At 59.5% G+C, this 20,081-nt stretch carries 19 protein-coding genes; 1 reads left to right on the top strand and 18 read right to left on the bottom strand.

Annotated elements, in window-relative coordinates:
- Positions 1 to 7: 7 nt before the first annotated feature.
- The 14 genes from JOE39_RS02060 to JOE39_RS01995 form a co-directional block, all read right to left on the bottom strand.
- Positions 8 to 754 (bottom strand): DUF1190 domain-containing protein, encoded by a 747-nt coding sequence (locus JOE39_RS02060; RefSeq protein WP_003390775.1) that lies wholly within the window; start codon positions 752 to 754, stop codon positions 8 to 10.
- 27 nt (positions 755 to 781) lie between these two features.
- Complete coding sequence (locus tag JOE39_RS02055) at positions 782 to 1,207, bottom strand: DUF350 domain-containing protein (protein WP_024693774.1); 426 nt, start codon at positions 1,205 to 1,207, stop codon at positions 782 to 784.
- Between the two features lie 13 nt (positions 1,208 to 1,220).
- Positions 1,221 to 1,886: a DUF2491 family protein gene (locus JOE39_RS02050; protein ID WP_003409663.1), complete on the bottom strand. Its 666-nt coding sequence runs from the start codon at positions 1,884 to 1,886 to the stop codon at positions 1,221 to 1,223.
- Positions 1,887 to 1,970: 84 nt separating this feature from the next.
- Positions 1,971 to 2,525 carry a rhomboid family intramembrane serine protease gene (locus tag JOE39_RS02045; protein WP_210077973.1) on the bottom strand — a complete coding sequence of 185 codons (555 nt, stop codon included), beginning with the start codon at positions 2,523 to 2,525 and terminating at the stop codon, positions 1,971 to 1,973.
- Between the two features lie 30 nt (positions 2,526 to 2,555).
- On the bottom strand, positions 2,556 to 3,263 hold the full coding sequence (locus JOE39_RS02040) for a PspA/IM30 family protein (RefSeq protein WP_210077975.1): 708 nt from the start codon (positions 3,261 to 3,263) through the stop codon (positions 2,556 to 2,558).
- A 26-nt stretch (positions 3,264 to 3,289) separates the two neighbouring features.
- Complete coding sequence (locus JOE39_RS02035) at positions 3,290 to 3,943, bottom strand: YjfI family protein (protein ID WP_003415706.1); 654 nt, start codon at positions 3,941 to 3,943, stop codon at positions 3,290 to 3,292.
- Between the two features lie 331 nt (positions 3,944 to 4,274).
- Positions 4,275 to 5,036: a hypothetical protein gene (locus JOE39_RS02030; RefSeq protein ID WP_229636543.1), complete on the bottom strand. Its 762-nt coding sequence runs from the start codon at positions 5,034 to 5,036 to the stop codon at positions 4,275 to 4,277.
- 360 nt (positions 5,037 to 5,396) lie between these two features.
- The gene (pepN, locus tag JOE39_RS02025; protein ID WP_210077977.1) at positions 5,397 to 8,063 is read right to left on the bottom strand and encodes an aminopeptidase N; all 2,667 of its coding nucleotides are present in this window, start codon (positions 8,061 to 8,063) and stop codon (positions 5,397 to 5,399) included.
- 12 nt (positions 8,064 to 8,075) lie between these two features.
- Positions 8,076 to 8,909, bottom strand: a complete 834-nt coding sequence (locus JOE39_RS02020) for a DUF2797 domain-containing protein (protein WP_024647953.1) — start codon at positions 8,907 to 8,909, stop codon at positions 8,076 to 8,078.
- Positions 8,906 to 9,166: a DUF1315 family protein gene (locus JOE39_RS02015; protein WP_002554502.1), complete on the bottom strand. Its 261-nt coding sequence runs from the start codon at positions 9,164 to 9,166 to the stop codon at positions 8,906 to 8,908. Before JOE39_RS02015 ends, JOE39_RS02020 begins: the two co-directional genes overlap by 4 nt.
- Before the next feature lie 28 nt (positions 9,167 to 9,194).
- The gene (locus tag JOE39_RS02010) at positions 9,195 to 10,067 is read right to left on the bottom strand and encodes a rhomboid family intramembrane serine protease (protein WP_024682927.1); all 873 of its coding nucleotides are present in this window, start codon (positions 10,065 to 10,067) and stop codon (positions 9,195 to 9,197) included.
- Positions 10,068 to 10,069: 2 nt separating this feature from the next.
- Positions 10,070 to 11,035: a metallophosphoesterase gene (locus tag JOE39_RS02005; RefSeq protein WP_003423161.1), complete on the bottom strand. Its 966-nt coding sequence runs from the start codon at positions 11,033 to 11,035 to the stop codon at positions 10,070 to 10,072.
- Positions 11,035 to 11,925, bottom strand: coding sequence for an NAD(+) kinase (locus JOE39_RS02000; RefSeq protein ID WP_003409651.1), 891 nt, complete (start codon positions 11,923 to 11,925; stop codon positions 11,035 to 11,037). The genes JOE39_RS02005 and JOE39_RS02000 overlap by 1 nt, the downstream gene beginning before the upstream one ends.
- 140 nt (positions 11,926 to 12,065) lie before the next feature.
- Entirely contained in the window at positions 12,066 to 13,133 is a 1,068-nt protein-coding gene (locus JOE39_RS01995; RefSeq protein ID WP_003390801.1) for a diguanylate cyclase, read from the bottom strand.
- 371 nt (positions 13,134 to 13,504) lie between these two features.
- On the opposite strand from JOE39_RS01995, the gene JOE39_RS01990 reads away from it, so the two are divergent.
- Positions 13,505 to 14,449, top strand: coding sequence for a DUF1853 family protein (locus JOE39_RS01990; RefSeq protein ID WP_024664713.1), 945 nt, complete (start codon positions 13,505 to 13,507; stop codon positions 14,447 to 14,449).
- A 148-nt stretch (positions 14,450 to 14,597) separates the two neighbouring features.
- On the opposite strand, the gene JOE39_RS01985 is transcribed toward JOE39_RS01990, so the two are convergent.
- From JOE39_RS01985 to JOE39_RS01970, 4 genes are all read right to left on the bottom strand, one after another.
- Positions 14,598 to 15,878, bottom strand: coding sequence for an arsenic transporter (locus tag JOE39_RS01985; RefSeq protein WP_003423158.1), 1,281 nt, complete (start codon positions 15,876 to 15,878; stop codon positions 14,598 to 14,600).
- Positions 15,878 to 17,086: an MFS transporter gene (locus JOE39_RS01980; RefSeq protein ID WP_003390808.1), complete on the bottom strand. Its 1,209-nt coding sequence runs from the start codon at positions 17,084 to 17,086 to the stop codon at positions 15,878 to 15,880. The genes JOE39_RS01985 and JOE39_RS01980 overlap by 1 nt, the downstream gene beginning before the upstream one ends.
- 492 nt (positions 17,087 to 17,578) lie before the next feature.
- Positions 17,579 to 18,916 (bottom strand): MFS transporter, encoded by a 1,338-nt coding sequence (locus JOE39_RS01975; protein WP_024647948.1) that lies wholly within the window; start codon positions 18,914 to 18,916, stop codon positions 17,579 to 17,581.
- A gap of 148 nt (positions 18,917 to 19,064) precedes the next feature.
- The gene (locus JOE39_RS01970; RefSeq protein ID WP_134943394.1) at positions 19,065 to 20,009 is read right to left on the bottom strand and encodes a pyridoxal-phosphate dependent enzyme; all 945 of its coding nucleotides are present in this window, start codon (positions 20,007 to 20,009) and stop codon (positions 19,065 to 19,067) included.
- Positions 20,010 to 20,081 lie beyond the last annotated feature (72 nt).

Raw genomic sequence — 20,081 nt, 5'->3', positions numbered from 1 at the left:
CGAACCGTCAGCCTCCGAAACTGCCGCTGCCACTGCTGCTCTTGCCGCCCCAGCCACTGCGTGCCGAAGCCTGGCTGCCGAAGCCGCCGCGCGAGATAGTCGATGACACCGAGGACGAGCCGGAACCCGAGCTGCCCAGGTTGCGCCCCAGGGTGCTCCTGCCGTAGCTGCGATCCGGGCTGGATTGCGCCTGAGTCGAGCGCCCGAAGGTCTTGCCGCGATCGATCTGGCTGGGCAGAGAGGAGCTGTAATAGCCGCCACGGTCATCGCGCGTCTGATAGATGGGCTGCGAGTAATAGCGGTTATTGCCGAAACCGTTGCTGAGCAGATTGCCGATCAGCAAGCCGGCCATCAGCCCGGTGGTGCCACTCATGCCTGCCGAAGCAGACTGGTTGACTTCCTGATTGGCCCGGTCCAGCGCCTCTTTCGGCACTTGCCCGGAAAAACCCAGTTCGAAGCCGCCGAGCTTGGGCATGTACTTGCCGTCAGAGGTGACCTGGCAATAATCCGGTACGAAGTCCGCATCGCAGGAGGCCTTGTCATCATAGGTGGGCGCAATGCGGCGATGATCGGACAGCGCCTGCATGTAGGCATCCGAACAGATATTAACCGGCACCTTGGCATCGGCGCATTCCTGCACCGAACTGAAGTTGGCCTTGGCGTTGACGGTGTCCTTCTGCTCGGACGGACCGCACCCGGCAAGGGCCAGCGGCAGCGCACCGGCGAGTACCAGTTTTACTGAACTACGTCTCATCGTGAGTCTCCTTGTTCAAGGCTGCCGTCAGACCGACGGGGTCATGCAGGCGGCGTTGAGAAGACCGACGCTGATCGCGACGCTGGCCGAATAGATGGCTGCCGCCATTTCGCCCTTGGCGATACGCGTCGACAGGCCTTTGAGCACCAGGCTGGTAACGCCGAACGCCAGCAGCTGCACGACGGCGGCAATCACTGCCCAGACGATCACGTCCAGAATGCTGATGCTGTAGCTGATGATGTTACTGGCTGGCAGCGCGAAACCGATCAGCGAACCACCGAGGGCAACTGCCGCTGCACTGTTATTCTCGCGAATCAGCGCAAATTCCTTGTGTGGCGTGATCCGGCTGTAGATGAACTGGAACAGCGCGAACAGAATCGCCGCCACCAGGATGTACAGGACGAAGCCGAACACAGCAGTGGCATTGAGCGACATACGCAGCGCGTCGATCATGAGGATTTCCTTGTCAAAGAACGTTGATATCAGTGGATTGCAGCGTGATGCCGACTGCCGTGGTGAGCGTGATGCTGCCCTCCTCGTCTTCCTCTACGGAAAACAGCAGAAACTCACGGCGGTTGATCAGCCCCGTTTCGCGGGCGTACAGCATGCTCAGGTGCTTGACGCGATAAGTCGCGTCAGGACTGACGATGTCTTCATCGAGTGGCGTCAGCTCGGTCTGGCCGGGTGAAGTCCCCCATTGCCGCTCGAAGACCTCGCCATCGTGCTCGTAGGTCGGCAGGCCGATCTTCGACGACGGGCCGGTCAGGCGCAGCAATTCATCCTTGCTGGTGATCGGCTCGGCACTGTAATAGCCGAACAGGATGATGTCCTGCACGTCTTCCGGGTTGGGGCCGTCGCTGACCACTTGCAGAAAGTAGTCCTCGTTATCGAGGTAGAAACGATGCAGCGCCATGGATTGGCCGAGATCGATATGCCCTACGGACCAGACCTTTTCATCGCCCGGGACGACCACTTCCGAGTGACCGTCGAGCAACAGCTTCAGTGAACTGTCCAGGCATAGCATGCGTCCGGACGCCAGCCCCAACGGACTCACCGTGCTGACCGGTTGTGCGCCGTCCCGGCCTGATGCCTTGGGGGCTTCTAGGCCCATGGCCCGTTTGAACCAACTCATAATCCATTTCCTTGCAGTGACGGGTGACGATATATAACGCTCTTCAAGCGCAAAAGGCGCACTGCTTCCGCGCGTGAGACTGACTCACTTCTGTGCCAGCAATGCCCTGGAATGCATCAGCCAGGCCACACAAACGCCCGCAAGTGCGCCAGCGATATGTGATTCGAACGACACGCCGGCCACCGGAACGAAGCCAAACACCAGCCCGCTGTAAGCGGCCAGCACCAGCAACGCGATCAGCACGCTGGCGATACTGCGCTGATACCACGCCCGTGCCAGCAGATAAGCCCACAAACCAAAAATCAGACAGCTTGAGCCGATATGGATATTGCTGCGACCGAAGCTCCAGACCAGAAGCCCGCCCAGCAGGCAGACCAGCCCGGCGACCCATGCATAACGCCTGACACCCTCGGTCGCCACCAGCCAGCTCAGCACAATGAACGGCAACAGATTGCTGAGCAAGTGCTGAATGGACCCGTGCAGGAAGGGGGCAAACACAATGCCGCGCAACCCGATGAGGCTGCGCGGCATGATACCGAAATGGAGCAGACTATTGCCGGTGACCGAGTTGATTGCCTGTACCGCAATCAACACGGCCGAGAGGACGAGGATGACCTTGAGTCGTCGGGAAAACGCCATGCACCACCCTCGCCTGCCTTGTTGCAGCGCTTACTGAGCCGGCGTCTGACTTTTGGCTTTCAGGCGCGCCAATACATCCTGCGCACCGCCGCTTTTGGCACCGATTCCGGCATCCTGCAGACGACGCTCCAGATCGCTGCCGCTGGACTGGCTGGCCAGTTCTTCAGCGGCTTCAAGCTTGGCGTCCTGTTCATCCTGGCGCTGCTTGAGGCGTGCCAGCGAGCCGACTGCGGTTTCTACAGCGCCGCTGGCGCCACCGGTTGCAGTGGCCGTTGCAACGCGGGCCTTTTGCACGGTTTCACGGGCCTTGGCCATCTCGACCTGCTGCTTGAGGCTCTTGATTCGCGATTCGGCCTTGATCACCTGATCCTGCAGCAGGTTGACCTGCTTGCTGAACTGCTCGGCCAGTTCCTGCTCCTGATCACGCAGGGCTTCGATTTCGGCGATCTTGTTCGCGCATTCTACGGCCAGCGCTTCTTCGCCCTTGTCGAGGGCCTGCATGGCGCGACCTTCCCAATTGGCGATGCTGGTGGCGTGCTCTTCAAGACGCTGTGCCGAGAGTTTGTGCTTGGCCTTGATAGTGATCAGCCCGTCGCGGGCCTTGACCAGCGCGTTCTCGGCGTCACGAATTTCCTGGTCCAGGATGCGGATGGCATTGGCGTCGGCAATCGACTCGCCCACTTCGGAAGCACCACCACGAACGGCGGTGACCAGTTTTTTCCAGATACTCGTAGTCATGAATGTTCTCCGCCTGACAGCGCTGTTCAGTAGATGAAATGATCTTCAAAAGCATCGGCCGCACGGATCACGTTGTCCGCGAGGGTGAGGATTTCCTGCACGATTACGGTGAGCGACGAGGCAGCGCTCAGTGCGCCGAACAGGCAGTAGACTTCCTGATCGCCGCCCAGCTTTTCAATGCCGATCGAGGACAGTGGAAACAGGTCGCGACTGCGCAGCACAACGTCGTTGAAGGCCTGCACGTTCTTGATCTTGTTCACTTCGATCAAAGTCGCGTCGGCGAGAATCTGCTCGCCTTCCACGGCGATATAGATAGGCAGGTCGCCGTAGTCAGCCATGGTCAGCCTGATCCCCGAGGCATCGCCCTCGGTCACGTCGAGCTCGATCTTGCCGTTCGTCACCAGCTCCAGTTCGCTGAGTGCCTTCTGCAGAGAGCTGATGGTCCAGTGGGTATTCTCGGTCATGAAGTCCTCCAGTTTTATTCTGTCGCCCAAAAAGGGCTGTCTTAAGGCTTTTTCGATACCCCGCAGGGCATCGACATTTTCGGGCCGGATCCAGAACTCGCGCTTCACCAGCCCCGCCTCCTTGAGCCGCTGACGCATTTCACGCATGTAATCGGTGGAACTCTTGGAAACCTTGGCCGGGACCGCTGCGTTATCGCCCTGGGTTTTACGAGGCATTGGCGCTTCCCTCTGTTGCTGGCCGTGGATCAGGTGAGCAACGTAGCAGATGTTTCTGAAGATAGATATGTATCACATGTGAGATTTTTTATAGGAAGGACCGCCCTTTTTGGATAGCACTACGCCGCAGCGCTCTGTACGTGCTGATTGATCGCGAGGAGGTAAAGCCCTGACCGTGCAGCTGCTGACCGCAGGCACCCGTATTGGCGACTTATTTCAGCGCCAACGTCACTTGAAAACGCCCGAGCGGGCGGAATGTTCGAACAAGGTTAGAGACAGGAAGGCGGGGAAGAAAAGACCTTCCTGTCGATGGTGTGACGCAGCCTGGTCGTTAACGGACTTGGGGTATCCAGTCGTTGATAGCGGCATTCTTATTGTGAACCTGCATACCTACCGATTCGCCACGAATAAGAAATGCCTCGGCCCCCATAAGCGAGACGATATTATTCTTGAACGTGTTCAGTGCCTGCTGCCTCTCGTTGATGGAAGTGTTGGCTTTATCAAGAAAACCGCCGAGGTACATTTCAATATTACTCACGTACATTCCGGATACGCCATGCGGGGCCAGCCCGGCCAACTCTGTTGCGCTGTCACTGGCCATATCTGCCCGGACGAGGCTGACGCCTCCGCGATGCAGGCGCTGCTTTAACGAGTCGAATGACAGATGCTCCTGATTGCGTTGTATCAATAGTTCAAGATGATCTGCATAGCCGGACTTATGCTGGCGTTTCACCTCTCTCAACCACGCCTCTTGACTGCCAGATGATTGAGCAATTGCGAGGACTGATTGCACGCCGGCAAGGTGTGCCTTATCCAGGTCGGCGACAATAACATTACCGTGCCCTTGCCCCATCGCAGCAAGGACCGCCATTGAGTTTGCTACGGATATAACGTCGCCCTGGAACGTCGCGTTGCTTAGAAGGCAAGGAATCTGATTGGCGGCCTTGGTACCCACATAATCAGTGACCTTTGTGGTGTTGGCCCTTACATTTAAATTATCATGCAAACCATACGACTTTACGCCCTCAGAACCTTCAGAGGATGCGGAACTTTGAACGTTATATGACGACGATCCGGTATTGATCCTGAACACGTTTCACCTTATTTAAAGTTAGTTTAACGAGAGTGGGCGAACGTACTTTTTCCGCACCAGGCACCGCTGAAAACAGACCTCCGTGATCTTGATTACTTCCAAGACAGGACGGCCTCTACCGCGTTGCCAACACTGTGTGGCCGTGTCCCGAAGACGGTTCCATTACCTAAATTTCATCTAAAAAGACTTATATTTTTTGTCCATGAGCCATAAGAACTTTAGCGAGTGCTGAATCAGGCGTGATGCGCGGATAGCAGACAATCGCCCCCCATCAACGGGACGCAAAAAAGGCGCTGTCCGCATCAGCAGACAGCGCCTTTATCACCCATGCAGCTCAGGCAACAGGCACAGCACAAACCCTTATTCAGCCAGGCTTTTGCTCACCACTTCATACACGTCCGCAGACAGTTTGCCGGAGGCGAGGATGCGCTCCAGCTCGGCTTTCATCAGCGCCTGACGGGCGCTGTCATATTTGCGCCAGCGGGTCAGTGGTGCCAATTGACGAGAAGCGATCTGCGGATTCAACGCGTTCAGCTCGATGACCAGGTCCGCCAGGAAGCGATAGCCGGAGCCATCTGCCGCGTGGAAGTTGACCAGATTCTGCCCGGCGAAGGCACCGATCAAGGCACGCACCTTGTTCGGGTTCCTGATGCTGAAGGCCGGGTGTTTCATCAATTCCTGCACACGCTGCAGGCCGCCCGGCAGAGTGCTCGCGGCCTGGACGCTGAACCACTGATCCATGACCAGTGCATTGCTCTTGAAGTTCTCGGCAAACACGGCGAGCGCCTTGTCACGCTCGGCAGTGAACGGCGAATTCACCAGCACGGCCAGCGCAGCAAGGCGCTCGGTCATGTTGTCGCTGGTGTCGAACTGGTCGATAGTGGCCGCCAGTACCTCCGGCTTGCCGCTGAGCATCAGGTACGACAGCGCGATGTTCTGCAGCGCGCGACGGGCAAAGTGAGCGGCTTCGGCAACATAAGGCGTGACCTTCGACACTTCACGGTTGGCCTGATAGCGCGCCAGCAGCCCATCGAACAACCCCTCTGCCAATTGCTGACGGGCAAAATCGCGAGCGGCGTGAATGGCATCGACATCGGCCACTTCGCTGATTTCGGCCAGATAAGCTTCGCCCGGCAACGAAAGCATTTCCGCGACCATCGCCTGATCAAGACCATCGTCCGCCAGCACGCTGCCCAGTGCAGTGATCAGACGCTGATCCATGACCAATGGCTGACCTTGCTGATGCTGGCCGATCAGTTCCTGCAATACCTGAACCGACAACTGCTGACCGGCATCCCAACGATTGAAACCATCGCTGTCGTGCTGCATCAGGAACATCAACTGGTCGCGGTCATACGGGAAGCTCAGCTTGACCGGCGCAGAGAAACCGCGCAGCAGCGAAGGCAGCGGCTTTTCGGCGACATCGACGAAGGTGAAGGTCTGCTCGGCGTCGATAACCGACAATACCCGCGTGGTGCCGGTCGCCGCCGTTTCGTTCGCCAGACGCAGGGCAATCTCGCTACCCTTGTTATCCAGCAGCCCCAGTTCGACGGGAATCACGAAGGGTTGCTTCTGGTCGCCAGGCTGGCCCGGTGTGGTCGGGCAGCTCTGGCGGAAGGTCAGACTGTAGGTCTTGGCCGCAGCGTCGTACGACTCGCTGACCGCCAGACGCGGCGTGCCCGCCTGGCTGTACCAGCGCTTGAACTGGGTCAGATCGACGCCATTGGCGTCTTCCATGGCCTTGATGAAGTCGTCGCAGGTCACGGCCTGGCCGTCGTGGCGCGCGAAATACAGATCGCTGCCCTGGCGGAAGCCTTCAGCGCCCAGCAGGGTGTGAAGCATGCCGACCACTTCCGAGCCTTTTTCGTACACGGTCAGGGTGTAGAAGTTGGAGATTTCGATGAAGCTGTCCGGGCGTACGGCGTGCGCCATCGGGCCTGCGTCTTCGGCGAACTGGTGGGTACGCAGGTAGGCAACGTCCTGAATACGCTTGACCGTGGCCGAGTTCATGTCGGCCGAGAAACCGGCGTCGCGGTACACGGTGAAGCCTTCCTTGAGCGACAGCTGGAACCAGTCACGGCAGGTCACGCGGTTGCCCGACCAGTTATGGAAGTATTCGTGGGCGACGATCGCTTCGACACGCTGGTGTGCCGCGTCGGTCGCCGTCTCGGCACGCGCCAGCACGGCACTGGAGTTGAAGATGTTGAGGCCCTTGTTTTCCATCGCGCCCATGTTGAAGTCGTTGACCGCGACAATCATGAAGATGTCCAGGTCGTACTCGCGACCGTAGGTCTCTTCGTCCCAGCGCATGGACTTTTTCAGACTGGTCATGGCGTGCTGGCACTTGTCGACGTTTTCCGGTTCGACGTAGATACGCAGGGTCACGTTCCGCTCATTCATGGTGGTGAACGTGTCTTCGATACACCAAAGATCACCGGCCACCAGTGCAAACAGGTAAGCCGGCTTCATGAACGGGTCTTCCCAGGTCGCCCAGTGCCGGCCACCCTCTTCTTCGCCGCTAGCCACCGGGTTGCCGTTGGACAGCAGGATCGGGAAACCCTGCTTGTCAGCGCTGACGGTGGTGGTGAACTTGCTCATCACGTCAGGACGGTCAAGGTAATAGGTGATCTTGCGGAAGCCTTCGGCCTCGCACTGTGTGCAGAACATGCCACTGGATTTGTACAGCCCTTCCAGCGCGGTGTTGGATTCCGGATGGATGCGCACGGTGCTGTCGACCGTAAAGGTGTCAGCCTGTGGGTGCAGGGTCAGGTGGTCGTCGGTCAGTTGATAATCCGCAGCGCTCAGCTCGACATCGCTCAGCTTGACCGAGACCAGTTCCAGATTCTGGCCGTCGAGCACCAGCGCTGGCAGGCCTGCGCCACGCTCAGGGTTGCGGCGCATGACCAGCTGCGCGTGGACCAGCGAGTGGTCGTCGAACAGTTCGAAGGTCAGGTTCGTCTCATCAATGAGGTACTCGGGAGCCTGGTAATCCTTCAGGTAGATCATTTTCGGTTGTTCGGTGCGCATGCTGGAATCCTTCTACTGATGCACGGCCAGCTGATAGGCCGTGTACTTGCGGATATTGATCACGCCCGTGTCGAAAATCAGGTATTGGCCCTTGATCCCCAGCAGCGTGCCTTCGGCAATCGGGTTCTTGTCCAGATTGAAGCTGACAATCTTGGTCGGATACGCCTCGACCGGGTAACGAAACTCGACAGGCTCGGCGTCATGTAGCAATTGGATGGCCTGCAGCCCGAATCGTTCTTGCAATCCCTGCAGCCCTGCGCCGCAACTGTCGAACAGCGCCTGGCGAATGGCCTTGAGGTCGACAGGCTGAGCGTCACCCTTGAGCAAGGCACGCCAGTTGGTACGATCGGCCACCTGGCTGCGCAGCAGGTCTTCGACGAAGCCGGACTGCTGACGGGTTGCCACGCGCAGGATCGGCAGGGCCTGGCTTGCGCCCTGGTCAAGCCAGCGGGTCGGCAATTGCGTTGAGCGGGTAATACCGACCTTCACGCCTGAGGAATTGGCCAGGTAAACGATGTGATCGGTCATGCAGAACTGCTCGCCCCACGCCGGATCACGGCAGGTACCCTGATCGTGATGGCATTTCTCCGGGCTCATGATGCACAGGTCGCACTGCGCCAGCTTGAGCATGCACGGGTAGCAGTAACCCTGGCTGTAGCTGGACTTGGTCTTGCGCCCGCAATGACTGCAATGAATGGCGCCGAGAAACTCCAGACGCAGCGTCTTGCCGATCAGCGGGTTGACCGCGATCTCGGTCTCACCGAGGCGAAAAGCGTATTGCACACACGACGTGTCATCCTGACGCGCCGACATTTTGTTGACTGCTCCGCGACCAATTTCGATCAATGAATAGCATCCGATTTGAACAGGATATTGGGCACTGGGGCCGATTTAGAGGCGCATTCCTGCGGCCCCATGTAGCCAGTACGCTGGTCTTCCGGCAGGTTCTGCACTTCCCAGGCGATCAGCGCCTGCAGCGACAGCTCACGCTGCTCCTGAGTGAGCTTGCGACCGTCGGACCATTTGCCGATTTCCACAGCCAGTTTCAGGCTCTCGTAGATATCCGGGGTGATGTTTTCGATCATTTCTATAAAAGACGACATGGCGCACTCCAGAAAATAGCGGGTAATTCTAGGCCTTGCGGCGCGCAATCGCACCACCCAGCAGCCCGGTGACACAACCGATGATCAGCCCGCCGACATGCGCACCGTTGGCGATTTCGCCGAAACCGAGCATGCTCACCAGCCCGGACAGGCACAGCGCCAGCCAGACCAGCATCATGATCAACACGCCGCGCGGCAGGCGATAGACCGGGTTGGGCGCCAGCATCTGGAAAATCCAGCAATGCCCGAGCAAGCCATACAACACGCCGGACAGTCCGCCAAACAGGCTTGGGCCGCTGAACAGGTATTGCACGTAATTTGAAACCGACGAAAACAGCAAGGTCAGCAACAGCAGCGACAGGCTACCCTGACGAATTTCAATCCGCCGCCCCAGCTCCCAGAACCACATGCCGTTCATGGCCAGGTGCAGGATGCCGAAGTGGATCAGCATGGGCGAGATGATCCGCCACCACTGTCCGGACGCGAGGCTTTCGGACAACGGCAGAAACGTTGCGTACTCGCCATTGATGCGGAAATCCTGAAAGGTCAGCCAGCGGACGGCTTCGAGGTTATCGCCCAGCAGCGTCAGGCCGGCGACCAGCAAGGTGACCAGCAACACCAGGGCCGTCACCGGACTGCTGCGTAACTGCTCGATCAGGCCGGGCGCCTTGTAGGTGGCGCTTCCGGTGTCTTGCGTCAGTTGCACGTGCTCGTCACCTTCGGGGAAGCGCGTGTACAACTCGCGTACTTCTTCGACCAGTCGCGGCGCGTCCGGCACCCACAGGACTTGCTCGCCAGCCTCTTCACTGACCCGGTGAGGGATCTGCAAGCGCAGCAACAGCCTGACAAAACCGCTCAGGTCGGTGGTCAGCGGCAAACGCAGGACAGCTACAGGACTCATTCTCAAACCTCGGGACGCTGCACGTCGACCCAGACGAATTTGTCCGGATCGATTTGTGTTTCCTGGTCCAGCCGATAGGCGACCAGTTTGCCGTAGAGCACGGCGCTGTAATCCAGACAGGCCAGGTTAGGCCGGATAGGCGCAGGGATGCCGCTGCGCCAGTAATGACCGACAAACAGCAGCGGCTCATTGATGCCATACCGCAGCAACGCGTTCTTTTCCGACGTGGACAATGGCGTCTTGGCGACCCCTTCGGGCAAGGCGTCCGGCTGAAAGACCACGTCGCCATAGGTCTGCGGATCATCCTCCCAGAACTTGGTGCGGAAGAATTCGCGGGTCAGTCCATCACCGCCAGTCAGGGTCAGGCCATGCGGCAGGCGCATGTCGGTGCCACGCAGCAGACGGTTGAAGACATTACTGGCGAAGCTGCCGGGCACTGCCGACGCCTGGACGAAATGCTGGTCGATACACCCAGTGCCATGCAGGCCACGCAGCGGATCGATCAGCGTCGCATCCCAGCAGGCATGCACGACCCTGAAGCGACCGGCATCGAGGTACAGCGGTAGCTCGTAGAACCAGTTGACGAACTCGCTCCACTCATCCGGATACGGCTCGAACTGTGCCAGGGTTTCGCCGATCAGCCGCGCATGACGCGGGGTGTGCTCGCGCACGAACTGGTGACCGCTTTCGGACAGGGCCGGTGTCACCCAGCCCAGCGCGTTGAACTCATGGTTGCCCATGATGCACAACGCCTGACCAGCCTGAACCATGTCGCGCACGATGTGCAGCGATTCGCGAATACGCGGGCCGCGGTCGATGATGTCGCCGAGGAAAATAACGATACGCTCGGGATGACGCCACACGCCAGCCTGCAGACGGTAACCGAGAAGCTCCAGCAAGTGCTCGAGGGTATGGGCACACCCGTGCACGTCACCGATCAGATCATAGCCACGCGCCGGATCGAGCATTAATCGCCCCCGCCGCCGAGCTTGCTGCCCCAGCCGAGCTTGGTGCGGCAGACCTCGTAATAGTTGTGATCCAGCGGATGGATCAGACGCAGTTTCTGCGGTTTCTTGCTGACCGTAATGGTGTCGCCCGGCGCGCAGGTGAAATGATTCTGACCGTCGCACGACACTTGCGGGTAAATGGTCATGTCCTTGGACACCACGATTTTCAGCTCGCTGTTGCCGTCGACCACGATCGGCCGCCCAGACAGGGTATGCGGGTACATCGGCACGATGACGATGGCGTCGAGCTTGGGGTGCATGATCGGCCCGCCTGCCGACAACGCGTAGGCCGTCGAACCGGTCGGGGTGGCGACGATCAGGCCGTCGGCCTTCTGACTGCACACGAACTGACCGTCGATGTAGATCTCGAATTCGATCATGCGCGTGGACTTGCCGGGGTGCAGCACCACGTCGTTGAGCGCATCGCCCTGACCGATGGCCTCGCCATGGCGACGCACTTCGGCCTGGAGCAGGAAACGGTTTTCGACCAGGTAATGCCCGTCGAGCACTTCGGCACATTTGACCTCCAGCTCGTCGGGACGGATGTCGGTCAGAAAGCCCAGGCTGCCTCGGTTGATGCCCAGCACCGGAACGTTATGCCGGGCCAGTGCCCGCGCCGCGCCCAGCAGGCTGCCGTCGCCGCCGACCACAATGACCATGTCGCAGACCTCGCCGAGCATCTTGCGCGATGAGGTCTGCAGGCCATGACCGGGCAGGACCTCGGCGATCGTCTCTTCGAGAATGACGTGCAGGTGGCGGTCCAGCAGGAATCTCTTGAGTCGGCGAACGGTCTCGAGCACCTGAACACTGCCCAGGCGACCGATGATGCCGATATTGCGAAATTGCTCCATGAGGCTCCTGCTGCGGGTTCGAGACGACTTTAAAACGTGATTATGGGCGAAAGGGCCTGATCGCAGCAAACCGGGGTTTAAAAAGGGTTTCGCGGACCTTGCAACAAGGTACGGGCAGCGCGATAAAGTCCGATGCCCGCCTACCGTGTCAGGACGCGGGTTTTATCGCATTCCACACTGATGCCGCCCGCCTGATGGCCGCCTATCTGCGCACCTCGCCAGAATGCCCGGTCCTTGCCGCCCCGCTTGGCCTGATACAGATTGATGTCGGCGGTCTTGAGCACTTCCGAGCTGTCCGCTGCCGCAGGGATGTCGGCCAGCCCGGCACTGCAGGTCAACGGGCTGACAGCGAGGGATTTTCTGATGCACTCCAACAGGTTCAGCACATAATCCCGAGCGTCATCTTCACTGCACATTGGCAGGATCACGCCGAACTCCTCTCCGCCCATGCGTCCGAAGGCGAGACTGCCTACGGTCTTTTGCAGGCAGCCTGCCATAACACGAAGTGCCTGATCACCGGCGTCGTGACCGAATTGATCATTGATCGTTTTGAAGTCATCAATGTCGAGCATCAGAAAATAACCGGCCGAGTTATTCAGCACATGATTGTCCAGTGCCTGCATCAATGCCCGGCGATTCAATATAGCGGTCAGGTCATCGGTCAGCGACAGTTCGCGAAACTGATGTTCCAGACTCAATACCGTACGAAGTGTGCGCGTGTAAGTATGATTCATCACACTGCCCAGACTGACCGACGTGATAAAGAACAGCGTCATGAACACAGCCGCGACACTGTCGGTATCGACCCCCTGAGCGGGAGAGAGAATACACCAGGCGAGTATCGCCACCACCAGATAATCCCGGGTATACACCACTAACAATGTCGAACACAGGATAATCATCACGGCGACCGAGAGTGACCAGTTGATGTCCGTGCCGGTGCGCAAATGCCCAGCCCTTGAAAAGCACAGTGCCACAATGATCACGAATGCCATGCCCACGCAGCGCCAGACTCTGAAGTCGACTGCGCGATATTGCCAGGCGCACGCCCCCAGCAGGCCAAGGGTCAGCAGTATTTCCGGCAGACCGAATTGCAGATACGGCGTGACCGAAAGAACAACCAGCCAACAAACGATGGCAATACATTGCACGCGCGCAATGGCGGGTGAGAGCAGTTGTTTTATACGGGTCTGCATGTCACCGTTCATAGAAAACTCCAGGCATCCGACTTGCCGAGTCAAATATCCGCCGCCTGAAGACCACCTATAATTAAGCAGCCCAAGCGTCGACCGACTGATTGAATGACGTTCACCACAAGGTGACCACAATTGAGACAGACCGGCCAATGAACATAATTGAGCAGTGCCTGAATTGTTTGACGCAAACAATATACTGGATATGAATGACCGTTTGCACAAAGAGAAGGCCACTGATAGTTTTCGATAACCTTTCGTTATTCGATGAACATCCTGTCGCACGTCATACGTCATACGTTGTCTTTGAAGCAGAAACACCAGCGCGAATATGCCGCTTGCCAAACATGCTGTCTGTCGGCGGCGACTCACGCTATCCTCGGCGCATGACTCTATTCCCCGGCCTGATCGATCTCCCCCGCCAATTGCGGCATCCCGAAGTGCGCGACCTTGCCTGGGTGATCCTCGCGCCCCCCATGCTTGAAACCGCGCCTTGGCCGCAGCGCCATCCACTGGCGGGCAGCGACTGGGTAAAAGCCCCGCAGCAACTGACGGATTTTCTCCAGCAACTTGACCGCGACAGCCGCCCGCTCGAAGACTGGCTCGCGCAGGCCAGCACACGAAGACTGGGCCGCTATTACGAACGGCTCTGGCAATTCGCCGTGCAGCATGCCCCAGGGGTGGAAATAATCGCCGCCAACCTGCCGATCAGGCTTGGCAACCAGACCCTGGGCGAGCTGGATATGCTGCTGCGTGATGGTGACGGCGTGCACCACGTCGAACTGGCGATCAAGCTTTACCTGGGGCCGCAGGACGGCGATGGCCGCGATCCGGCGCACTGGCTGGGGCCGGGCTGCCAGGATCGGCTGGACCGCAAGCTGACTCATCTGAGCCAGCATCAGTTGCCGATGTCGGCACGTCCGGAAAGCCGTGCGACGCTGGCAGCGCTGGGGGTCGAGGCGTTCAGTGCGCGGTTGTGGCTGGGCGGCTACCTGCTGTATCCGTGGCCAGGCTCATGCCAGTCCCCCGCCGGCGTTCATCCGCAGCACCTTAAGGGTCGCTGGCTGCATCAGCGTGACTGGAAGTCGTTTCAGGCGCAAAGCCACCCTGGACGCTGGCAGCCCCTGCCGCGCCATGCCTGGCTGGCGCCGGCACTCTACAACCAGGCCTGGAGCGATCAGCAGTTGCACGAATGGCTGAGTGAACTCGACCCGCTGGCCCCGGCGCAGCTATTGGTGCGCCTCAGGGAGAATGCCGAAGGCCACTGGGAGGAAGCCGAGCGGCTGTTTCTGGTGTCGGACATGTGGCCGAATCTGGCCCAGGGTGTGTAAAAACGTCACGAGCGAAGGCAAGACAAGGCAAAAACAGGCGAAAAAGCGGAGTTTAGGTGTTCTAAATGAGCATTTTTCGCCTGTTTTTAACGCAGTATTGCCAAGCGCAGTAGTTTTTACACAGCCTGGGCCGACACCAGTCATCCGCTCAACTCAACCGCAATGCCAGCGCAGCCAGTGTGACCAGCAGTACAGGCACGGTCAGCACGATACCGACCTTGAAGTAGTAGCCCCAACTGATAGTGATGCCCTTGCGCTGCAGCACATGCAGCCAAAGCAGCGTGGCCAGGCTGCCGATTGGAGTGATTTTCGGGCCGAGGTCGCTGCCGATCACGTTGGCGTAGATCATCGCTTCCTGGATGGCGCCGCTGGCATGACTTGCGTCGATGGACAGCAGCCCGATGAGTACCGTGGGCATGTTGTTCATGATCGAAGACAGGAACGCCGTCATCAGGCCGGTGCCCATCGCCGCGCCCCAGATACCATAGCCCGCGAACCAGTCCAGCAGATTGGCCAGGTAATCGGTCAGCCCGGCGTTACGCAGGCCATAGACCACCAGGTACATGCCCAGCGAAAAGACCACGATGTGCCACGGTGCTTCTTTCATCACCTTGCGCGTCTTGATCGTATGCCCTTTGGCAGCGATGCCCAGCAGCAACACTGCGCACACCGACGAGATCGCACTGATCGGGATGCCCAGCGGCTCAAGGGCGAAACAGCCCACCAGCAAAATCACCAGCACCGCCCAACCGGCCAGAAACGTGGCCCGGTCATGGATAACCGTTTCCGGCTTGTCCAACTGCTCGGGCTCGAACTCGGCGGGAATATCCCGACGGAAGTACCACATCAGCACGGCCAGGGTGGCGGCGACACTGGCCAGATTCACCGGCACCATGACTGCTGCGTAACGGTTGAAACCGATCTTGAAGTAATCCGCCGACACGATGTTCACCAGATTCGAGACCACCAGCGGCAGGCTGGCCGTATCGGCGATGAAACCGGCCGCCATGACGAACGCCAGTGTCGAGGCAGGCGAGAAGCGCAACGCCAGCATCATGGCAATGACGATCGGGGTGAGGATCAGCACGGCACCATCGTTGGCGAACAAGGCGGATACCAGCGCGCCGAACAGCACGAACAGGGCAAACAGACGGCGTCCGTTGCCCTTGCCCCAGCGCGCCACATGCAGCGCTGCCCAGGCAAAGAAACCGGCTTCATCGAGCAACAGCGTGATGATGATCAGCGAAATGAACGTTGCCGTGGCATTCCAGATGATGCCCCACACCACAGCGATGTCACTGACGTGCACGACGCCTGTCAGCAGCGCCAGGATCGCCCCGAGTACGGCGCTCCAGCCTACGCCCAGACCCTTGGGTTGCCAGATGACCAGCGTGATGGTGAACAGGAAAATCAGCGTTGCTATCAGCATTATTTGGTCCGAGGCAGAAGAATCGCGAGGATGCCGAGCAGCGGCAGGTAAGAGCACAGCGTGTAGACGAACAGGATGCCGTGGCTGTCAGCCAGATACCCGAGCAAGGCAGCGCCGATGCCACCAAAGCCGAACATCAGGCCGAAAAACAGCCCGGCGATCATGCCCACGTTGCCAGGCACCAGCTCCTGGGCGTAGACCACGATGGCGGAAAACGCCGAGGCCAGGACAAAGCCAATGATCACACTGAGTACGCTGGTCCAGAACAGATCGGCATAGGGCAGCGCCAGGGTGAACGGCGCAGCACCAAGAATCGAGAACCAGATCACCGCCTTGCGGCCAATGCGGTCACCGATCGGCCCGCCGAAAAAGGTCCCCGCCGCCACGGCGCCCAGAAACAGGAACAGGTGCAATTGCGAGCTGGCAACCGACAGGTCAAATTTCTCGATCAGGTAGAAGGTGAAATAGCTGGTCAGGCTGGTCATGTAGAAGAACTTGGAAAACACCAGAAACGCCAGCACTGCCAACGAGGCGATCACGCGCTTTCTGGACAGACCATGAGTGGCGGCCTGACCGGCCTTGAGCTTGAACAGGTTGAGGTGCGCGCGATACCAGCGGCTGATTGCGTACAGCAGCCCCAGCGAGAACAATGCAAACAGGCCAATCCAGGCGACATTGCCCTGGCCGAACGGGATGATGATCGCCGCCGCCAGCAACGGCCCGAACGCCGTGCCTGTGTTGCCACCGACCTGAAAGGTCGATTGCGCGAGCCCGTAGCGACCACCGGAGGCCAGTCGCGCGATACGCGAGGCTTCCGGGTGGAACGTCGAAGAGCCGATGCCGATCAACGCGGCGGCCAGCAGGATCAAGGGGAAGCTGCCTACCATCGACATCATCACGATGCCGATCAGCGTGCAGATCGATCCGACGGGCAGTACCAGCGGGTTGGGATGGCGATCAGTGTAATAACCGACCCAGGGCTGCAGCAGCGAGGCTGTGATCTGAAATGTCAGGGTAATCAGGCCGATCTGGGTGAAGCTCAGGTCGTAGCTGGCCTTGAGCATGGGGTAGATCGACGGGAGGATGGCTTGAATCAGGTCATTGACCAGGTGCGCGAGGGCAACGGCGCCGATGATGCGCATCACCAGCGGACTGGCTTGAGGGGTGGTCGAGGCCTTCGCCGTCGCGGGCGGAGCACTGGTCGCCATGGTATTTATCCGTAAAAGGGTTCGCGGGTCGCCCGGTAAGGATGATTACAAGATGTGTCACGCGTACCGAGGCGCGCCAATGTGCCATTTTTCGGGGCGACTGTGCCACGTTTTGTTGCGTTTTTGCTGACGGGTCGGAACGTGCTCTGCCGGGCATGGTTCTTTCCTGTGTCTGACTATCGTGCCGATGCTCCGCGCTCAGCGTTATACACACATCTGTTTTTGATTCTGGCCGAAGGCCGTGGGAGCGAACTTGTTCGCGAAAGCGCCGGTACAGTCACCGAAAATACATCGTCTGAACCGACGCCTTCGCGAACAAGCGAAGCGTCGCCCGGTCTGCTCCCATGCTCTGCGGGCAGGAGCCTGAAAGCGCCGTCCTCCCGGCTCTTCAGCACTTAAGTATAAAGATGAGCGTTCCGCGTGGTAATGCAGCTCGTGACGCTCCGCGTCACACAGCGTTCTGCGATGTGAGCGATGTTGTGGCCCTAGTCTTCAGGCAATTGACCCCACCACCGGCTCCTCGCTTGCAACAGGTACATCATGTAGCGAGATTTTCGAGGTTTCCGGCAGGGCCATGCCGCCGGCCATTGCCAGTGCTGCCACGGCGATGAGGTAGAACGCGGGCGAAAGGTTGCTGCCGGTCATGCTGATCAGCCAGGTCGCCATCAGCGGCGCGGTGCCACCGAACAGGGTGTAGGCCATGTTGTAGGTGATCGCCGAGGCGGTGTAGCGGGTACGGGTGGGGAAGGTTTCGGACAGCAGTGCCGCTGTTACCACGCCGCATAGCACTGCGCCCACGGCGAGCAGCATGACGCCGATGATCGAGGCGATGAAAGAGCCGGAGCTGGCCATCAGGAATGACGGAAACACCACGACCATTAACAGGATGCAGGCCGTTGCCATGGTGGCGCGGCGCCCTACCCGGTCCGAATAGGCACCGGCCAGTGGGCAGAGGGCGGCGGCGAAGGCCAGAGCGATCAACGAGACCAGCAGCGCCGTTGCCCTGCTCAGTCCACCGGCCACTTGCAGGTAGGTCGCGAAATAGGTGGTGAACATGTAGAACGACAACGCCGTTAATGACACGAATGCACCCAGACAGCACATCGCGGCGGCATGATGGCGCAAGGTGTCCTTGAGTGGCGAGTGAGCAACAGCGTGCTCTTGAGCCACCGCCTGAAACGCCGGGGTCTCATCGAGCTTCCAGCGCAGGTACAGCCCGACCAGCCCAAGCGGTGCAGCAATCAGAAACGGCAGACGCCAGCCCCAGTTACCCATGGCCTCAGTCGACAAAAACGACTCCAGCGCATAGGCCACCACTGCCGCGGCAGCGAACGCGGAGAACGTCGAAACCGGAACGAAGCTGCCATACCAGGCACGTTGCGTGCGTGGTGCGTGTTCCATGAGGTAGGCGCAGGCACCGGCATACTCCCCGCCGGCGGAGAAACCCTGCGCACAGCGAATGATGGTCAGCAGCACCGGCGCCATCACACCGATCGCAGCATAGGTCGGTAACAGGCCGATCAGTGTGGTTGCACCGGCCATCAGCAGGATGGTCATCGCCAGGGTTTTCTTGCGCCCGATCCGGTCACCCAGCATGCCGAAGAAAATCCCGCCCAGCGGTCTGAATGCGAAGGCCACGGCGAACACGGCAAAGGTTTTCAACAACGCTGCACTGCTGTCGCCGGTGGGGAAAAACTGCAATGCGATCGTCGTCGCCAGAAAGCCATACACGGCAAAATCGAACCACTCGACGAAGTTGCCGATGGCCGCAGCAACGATGACTTTTTTCAGCGTGGCAGGATCGACTTGCTCTACGGTAGTAGTTGTCATGGCGGGCCTCGGCGTCTTGATCTGGAATGGATCGATTATCGAGACAGCGACCCGGATGCCCCTCTCCAGAAGTGTCATCCGCGTAGTCAGGGCCGACGTCTTGTCATCGAACTGCGCAGGATTCATGCCAAAGGCTCTGCCACGTGGCTTACAGGCACATGGCGCGTCGTCCCTGGAGGCCTCCGGTGTGAACGAAGACCAGGCGCGTGCCGGGCGCGAAACGACCGGCCAGCACCTGATCATGCAGGGCCAGCAACGCCTTGCCGGTGTACAGCGGCTCTAGAGGTACACCGCTCTGAGCCTCGCTGTCGGCAATGAAATCGAGCAGCGCCGCGTCGGTTCTGGCGAAACCGCCGCGGCTGGCATCGAGCAGAATACAACCGGGGGGCAAGCACGGCTTGACATCGGCCTGAGCCTGCGCAGCGTCATTCAGCACCGCGATAATGTTTGGCGCGACCCCGTGATCCTCGGGCACAGCCATCGCTCCGTACACCGGACGGGCGCCCGCCTCAGCCAACAGCAAGCCGGCCAGCGTGGTGCCGGTGCCTGCCGCCAGCCACCATCCGTGGTAATCGTCCCAGCCCAGATGCGCGAGCTGCGCGTCGAGCATTGCCCGCAGCCGACCGCACCCCAACGCACCGGCAAGCCCGCCACCGCCTTCGGCAATCGGATAAAGACCGGGATAGCGGGCCTGCCACGGCAACCAGAAGCCCGTAGCATGCCGCTCACGATAACCGGCGTAACCCAGCCAGTGCAGTTGCATGCCGAAAGCCTGCAGATCGAGCACCGTCGGCGTCTGCTGCGCATGACCGCGCAACAGGCCGACCGTCGGGAAACCGAAGCGCTTGCCTGCTGCGGCAAGAGCATGCAGATGATTGGAGTGCGCACCACCGAGGCTGATCAATCCCTCGGCACCCGCGTCGACAGCCAGGCTCAGGTGCTCGCTGAGTTTGAACCATTTGTTGCCGCTGATCAGCGCGTCGATGAGGTCCAGGCGCAGAATCGCAACCTCGACCCCGGCTTTTTGCAGCCAGGGCAGGTTCAAGCGTTCCAGGGGAGCAGAGGGTTGCCAGCCAAGGGCGTCGAGCATCATGCGCCGCAGTTTACAGCCAAGCCGTTTCCGGGTCTTCGCCGGTCAGCAGGCTGCGTTGCGAAACCCTTGATC

This window comes from Pseudomonas sp. PvP100 (assembly GCF_017833055.1).
Lineage (GTDB): Bacteria > Pseudomonadota > Gammaproteobacteria > Pseudomonadales > Pseudomonadaceae > Aquipseudomonas > Aquipseudomonas syringae.
This window is presented reverse-complemented; position numbering and strand designations above follow the sequence as displayed.

Bases quoted from the DNA above. Each gene is read 5' to 3' on its own strand.
- JOE39_RS02050 (WP_003409663.1), bottom strand. From the start codon at position 1,886: ATGAGTTGGTTCAAACGGGCCATGGGCCTAGAAGCCCCCAAGGCATCA.
- JOE39_RS01975 (WP_024647948.1), bottom strand. From the start codon at position 18,916: ATGACAACTACTACCGTAGAGCAAGTCGATCCTGCCACGCTGAAAAAA.
- JOE39_RS01995 (WP_003390801.1), bottom strand. From the start codon at position 13,133: ATGAACGGTGACATGCAGACCCGTATAAAACAACTGCTCTCACCCGCC.
- JOE39_RS02010 (WP_024682927.1), bottom strand. From the start codon at position 10,067: ATGAGTCCTGTAGCTGTCCTGCGTTTGCCGCTGACCACCGACCTGAGC.
- JOE39_RS01970 (WP_134943394.1), bottom strand. From the start codon at position 20,009: ATGATGCTCGACGCCCTTGGCTGGCAACCCTCTGCTCCCCTGGAACGC.
- JOE39_RS02005 (WP_003423161.1), bottom strand. From the start codon at position 11,035: ATGCTCGATCCGGCGCGTGGCTATGATCTGATCGGTGACGTGCACGGG.
- JOE39_RS02035 (WP_003415706.1), bottom strand. From the start codon at position 3,943: ATGCCTCGTAAAACCCAGGGCGATAACGCAGCGGTCCCGGCCAAGGTT.
- JOE39_RS02060 (WP_003390775.1), bottom strand. From the start codon at position 754: ATGAGACGTAGTTCAGTAAAACTGGTACTCGCCGGTGCGCTGCCGCTG.
- JOE39_RS01980 (WP_003390808.1), bottom strand. From the start codon at position 17,086: ATGGCGACCAGTGCTCCGCCCGCGACGGCGAAGGCCTCGACCACCCCT.
- JOE39_RS01990 (WP_024664713.1), top strand. From the start codon at position 13,505: ATGACTCTATTCCCCGGCCTGATCGATCTCCCCCGCCAATTGCGGCAT.
- JOE39_RS02055 (WP_024693774.1), bottom strand. From the start codon at position 1,207: ATGATCGACGCGCTGCGTATGTCGCTCAATGCCACTGCTGTGTTCGGC.
- pepN (WP_210077977.1), bottom strand. From the start codon at position 8,063: ATGCGCACCGAACAACCGAAAATGATCTACCTGAAGGATTACCAGGCT.
- JOE39_RS02000 (WP_003409651.1), bottom strand. From the start codon at position 11,925: ATGGAGCAATTTCGCAATATCGGCATCATCGGTCGCCTGGGCAGTGTT.
- JOE39_RS02040 (WP_210077975.1), bottom strand. From the start codon at position 3,263: ATGACTACGAGTATCTGGAAAAAACTGGTCACCGCCGTTCGTGGTGGT.
- JOE39_RS02045 (WP_210077973.1), bottom strand. From the start codon at position 2,525: ATGGCGTTTTCCCGACGACTCAAGGTCATCCTCGTCCTCTCGGCCGTG.
- JOE39_RS01985 (WP_003423158.1), bottom strand. From the start codon at position 15,878: ATGCTGATAGCAACGCTGATTTTCCTGTTCACCATCACGCTGGTCATC.
- JOE39_RS02015 (WP_002554502.1), bottom strand. From the start codon at position 9,166: ATGTCGTCTTTTATAGAAATGATCGAAAACATCACCCCGGATATCTAC.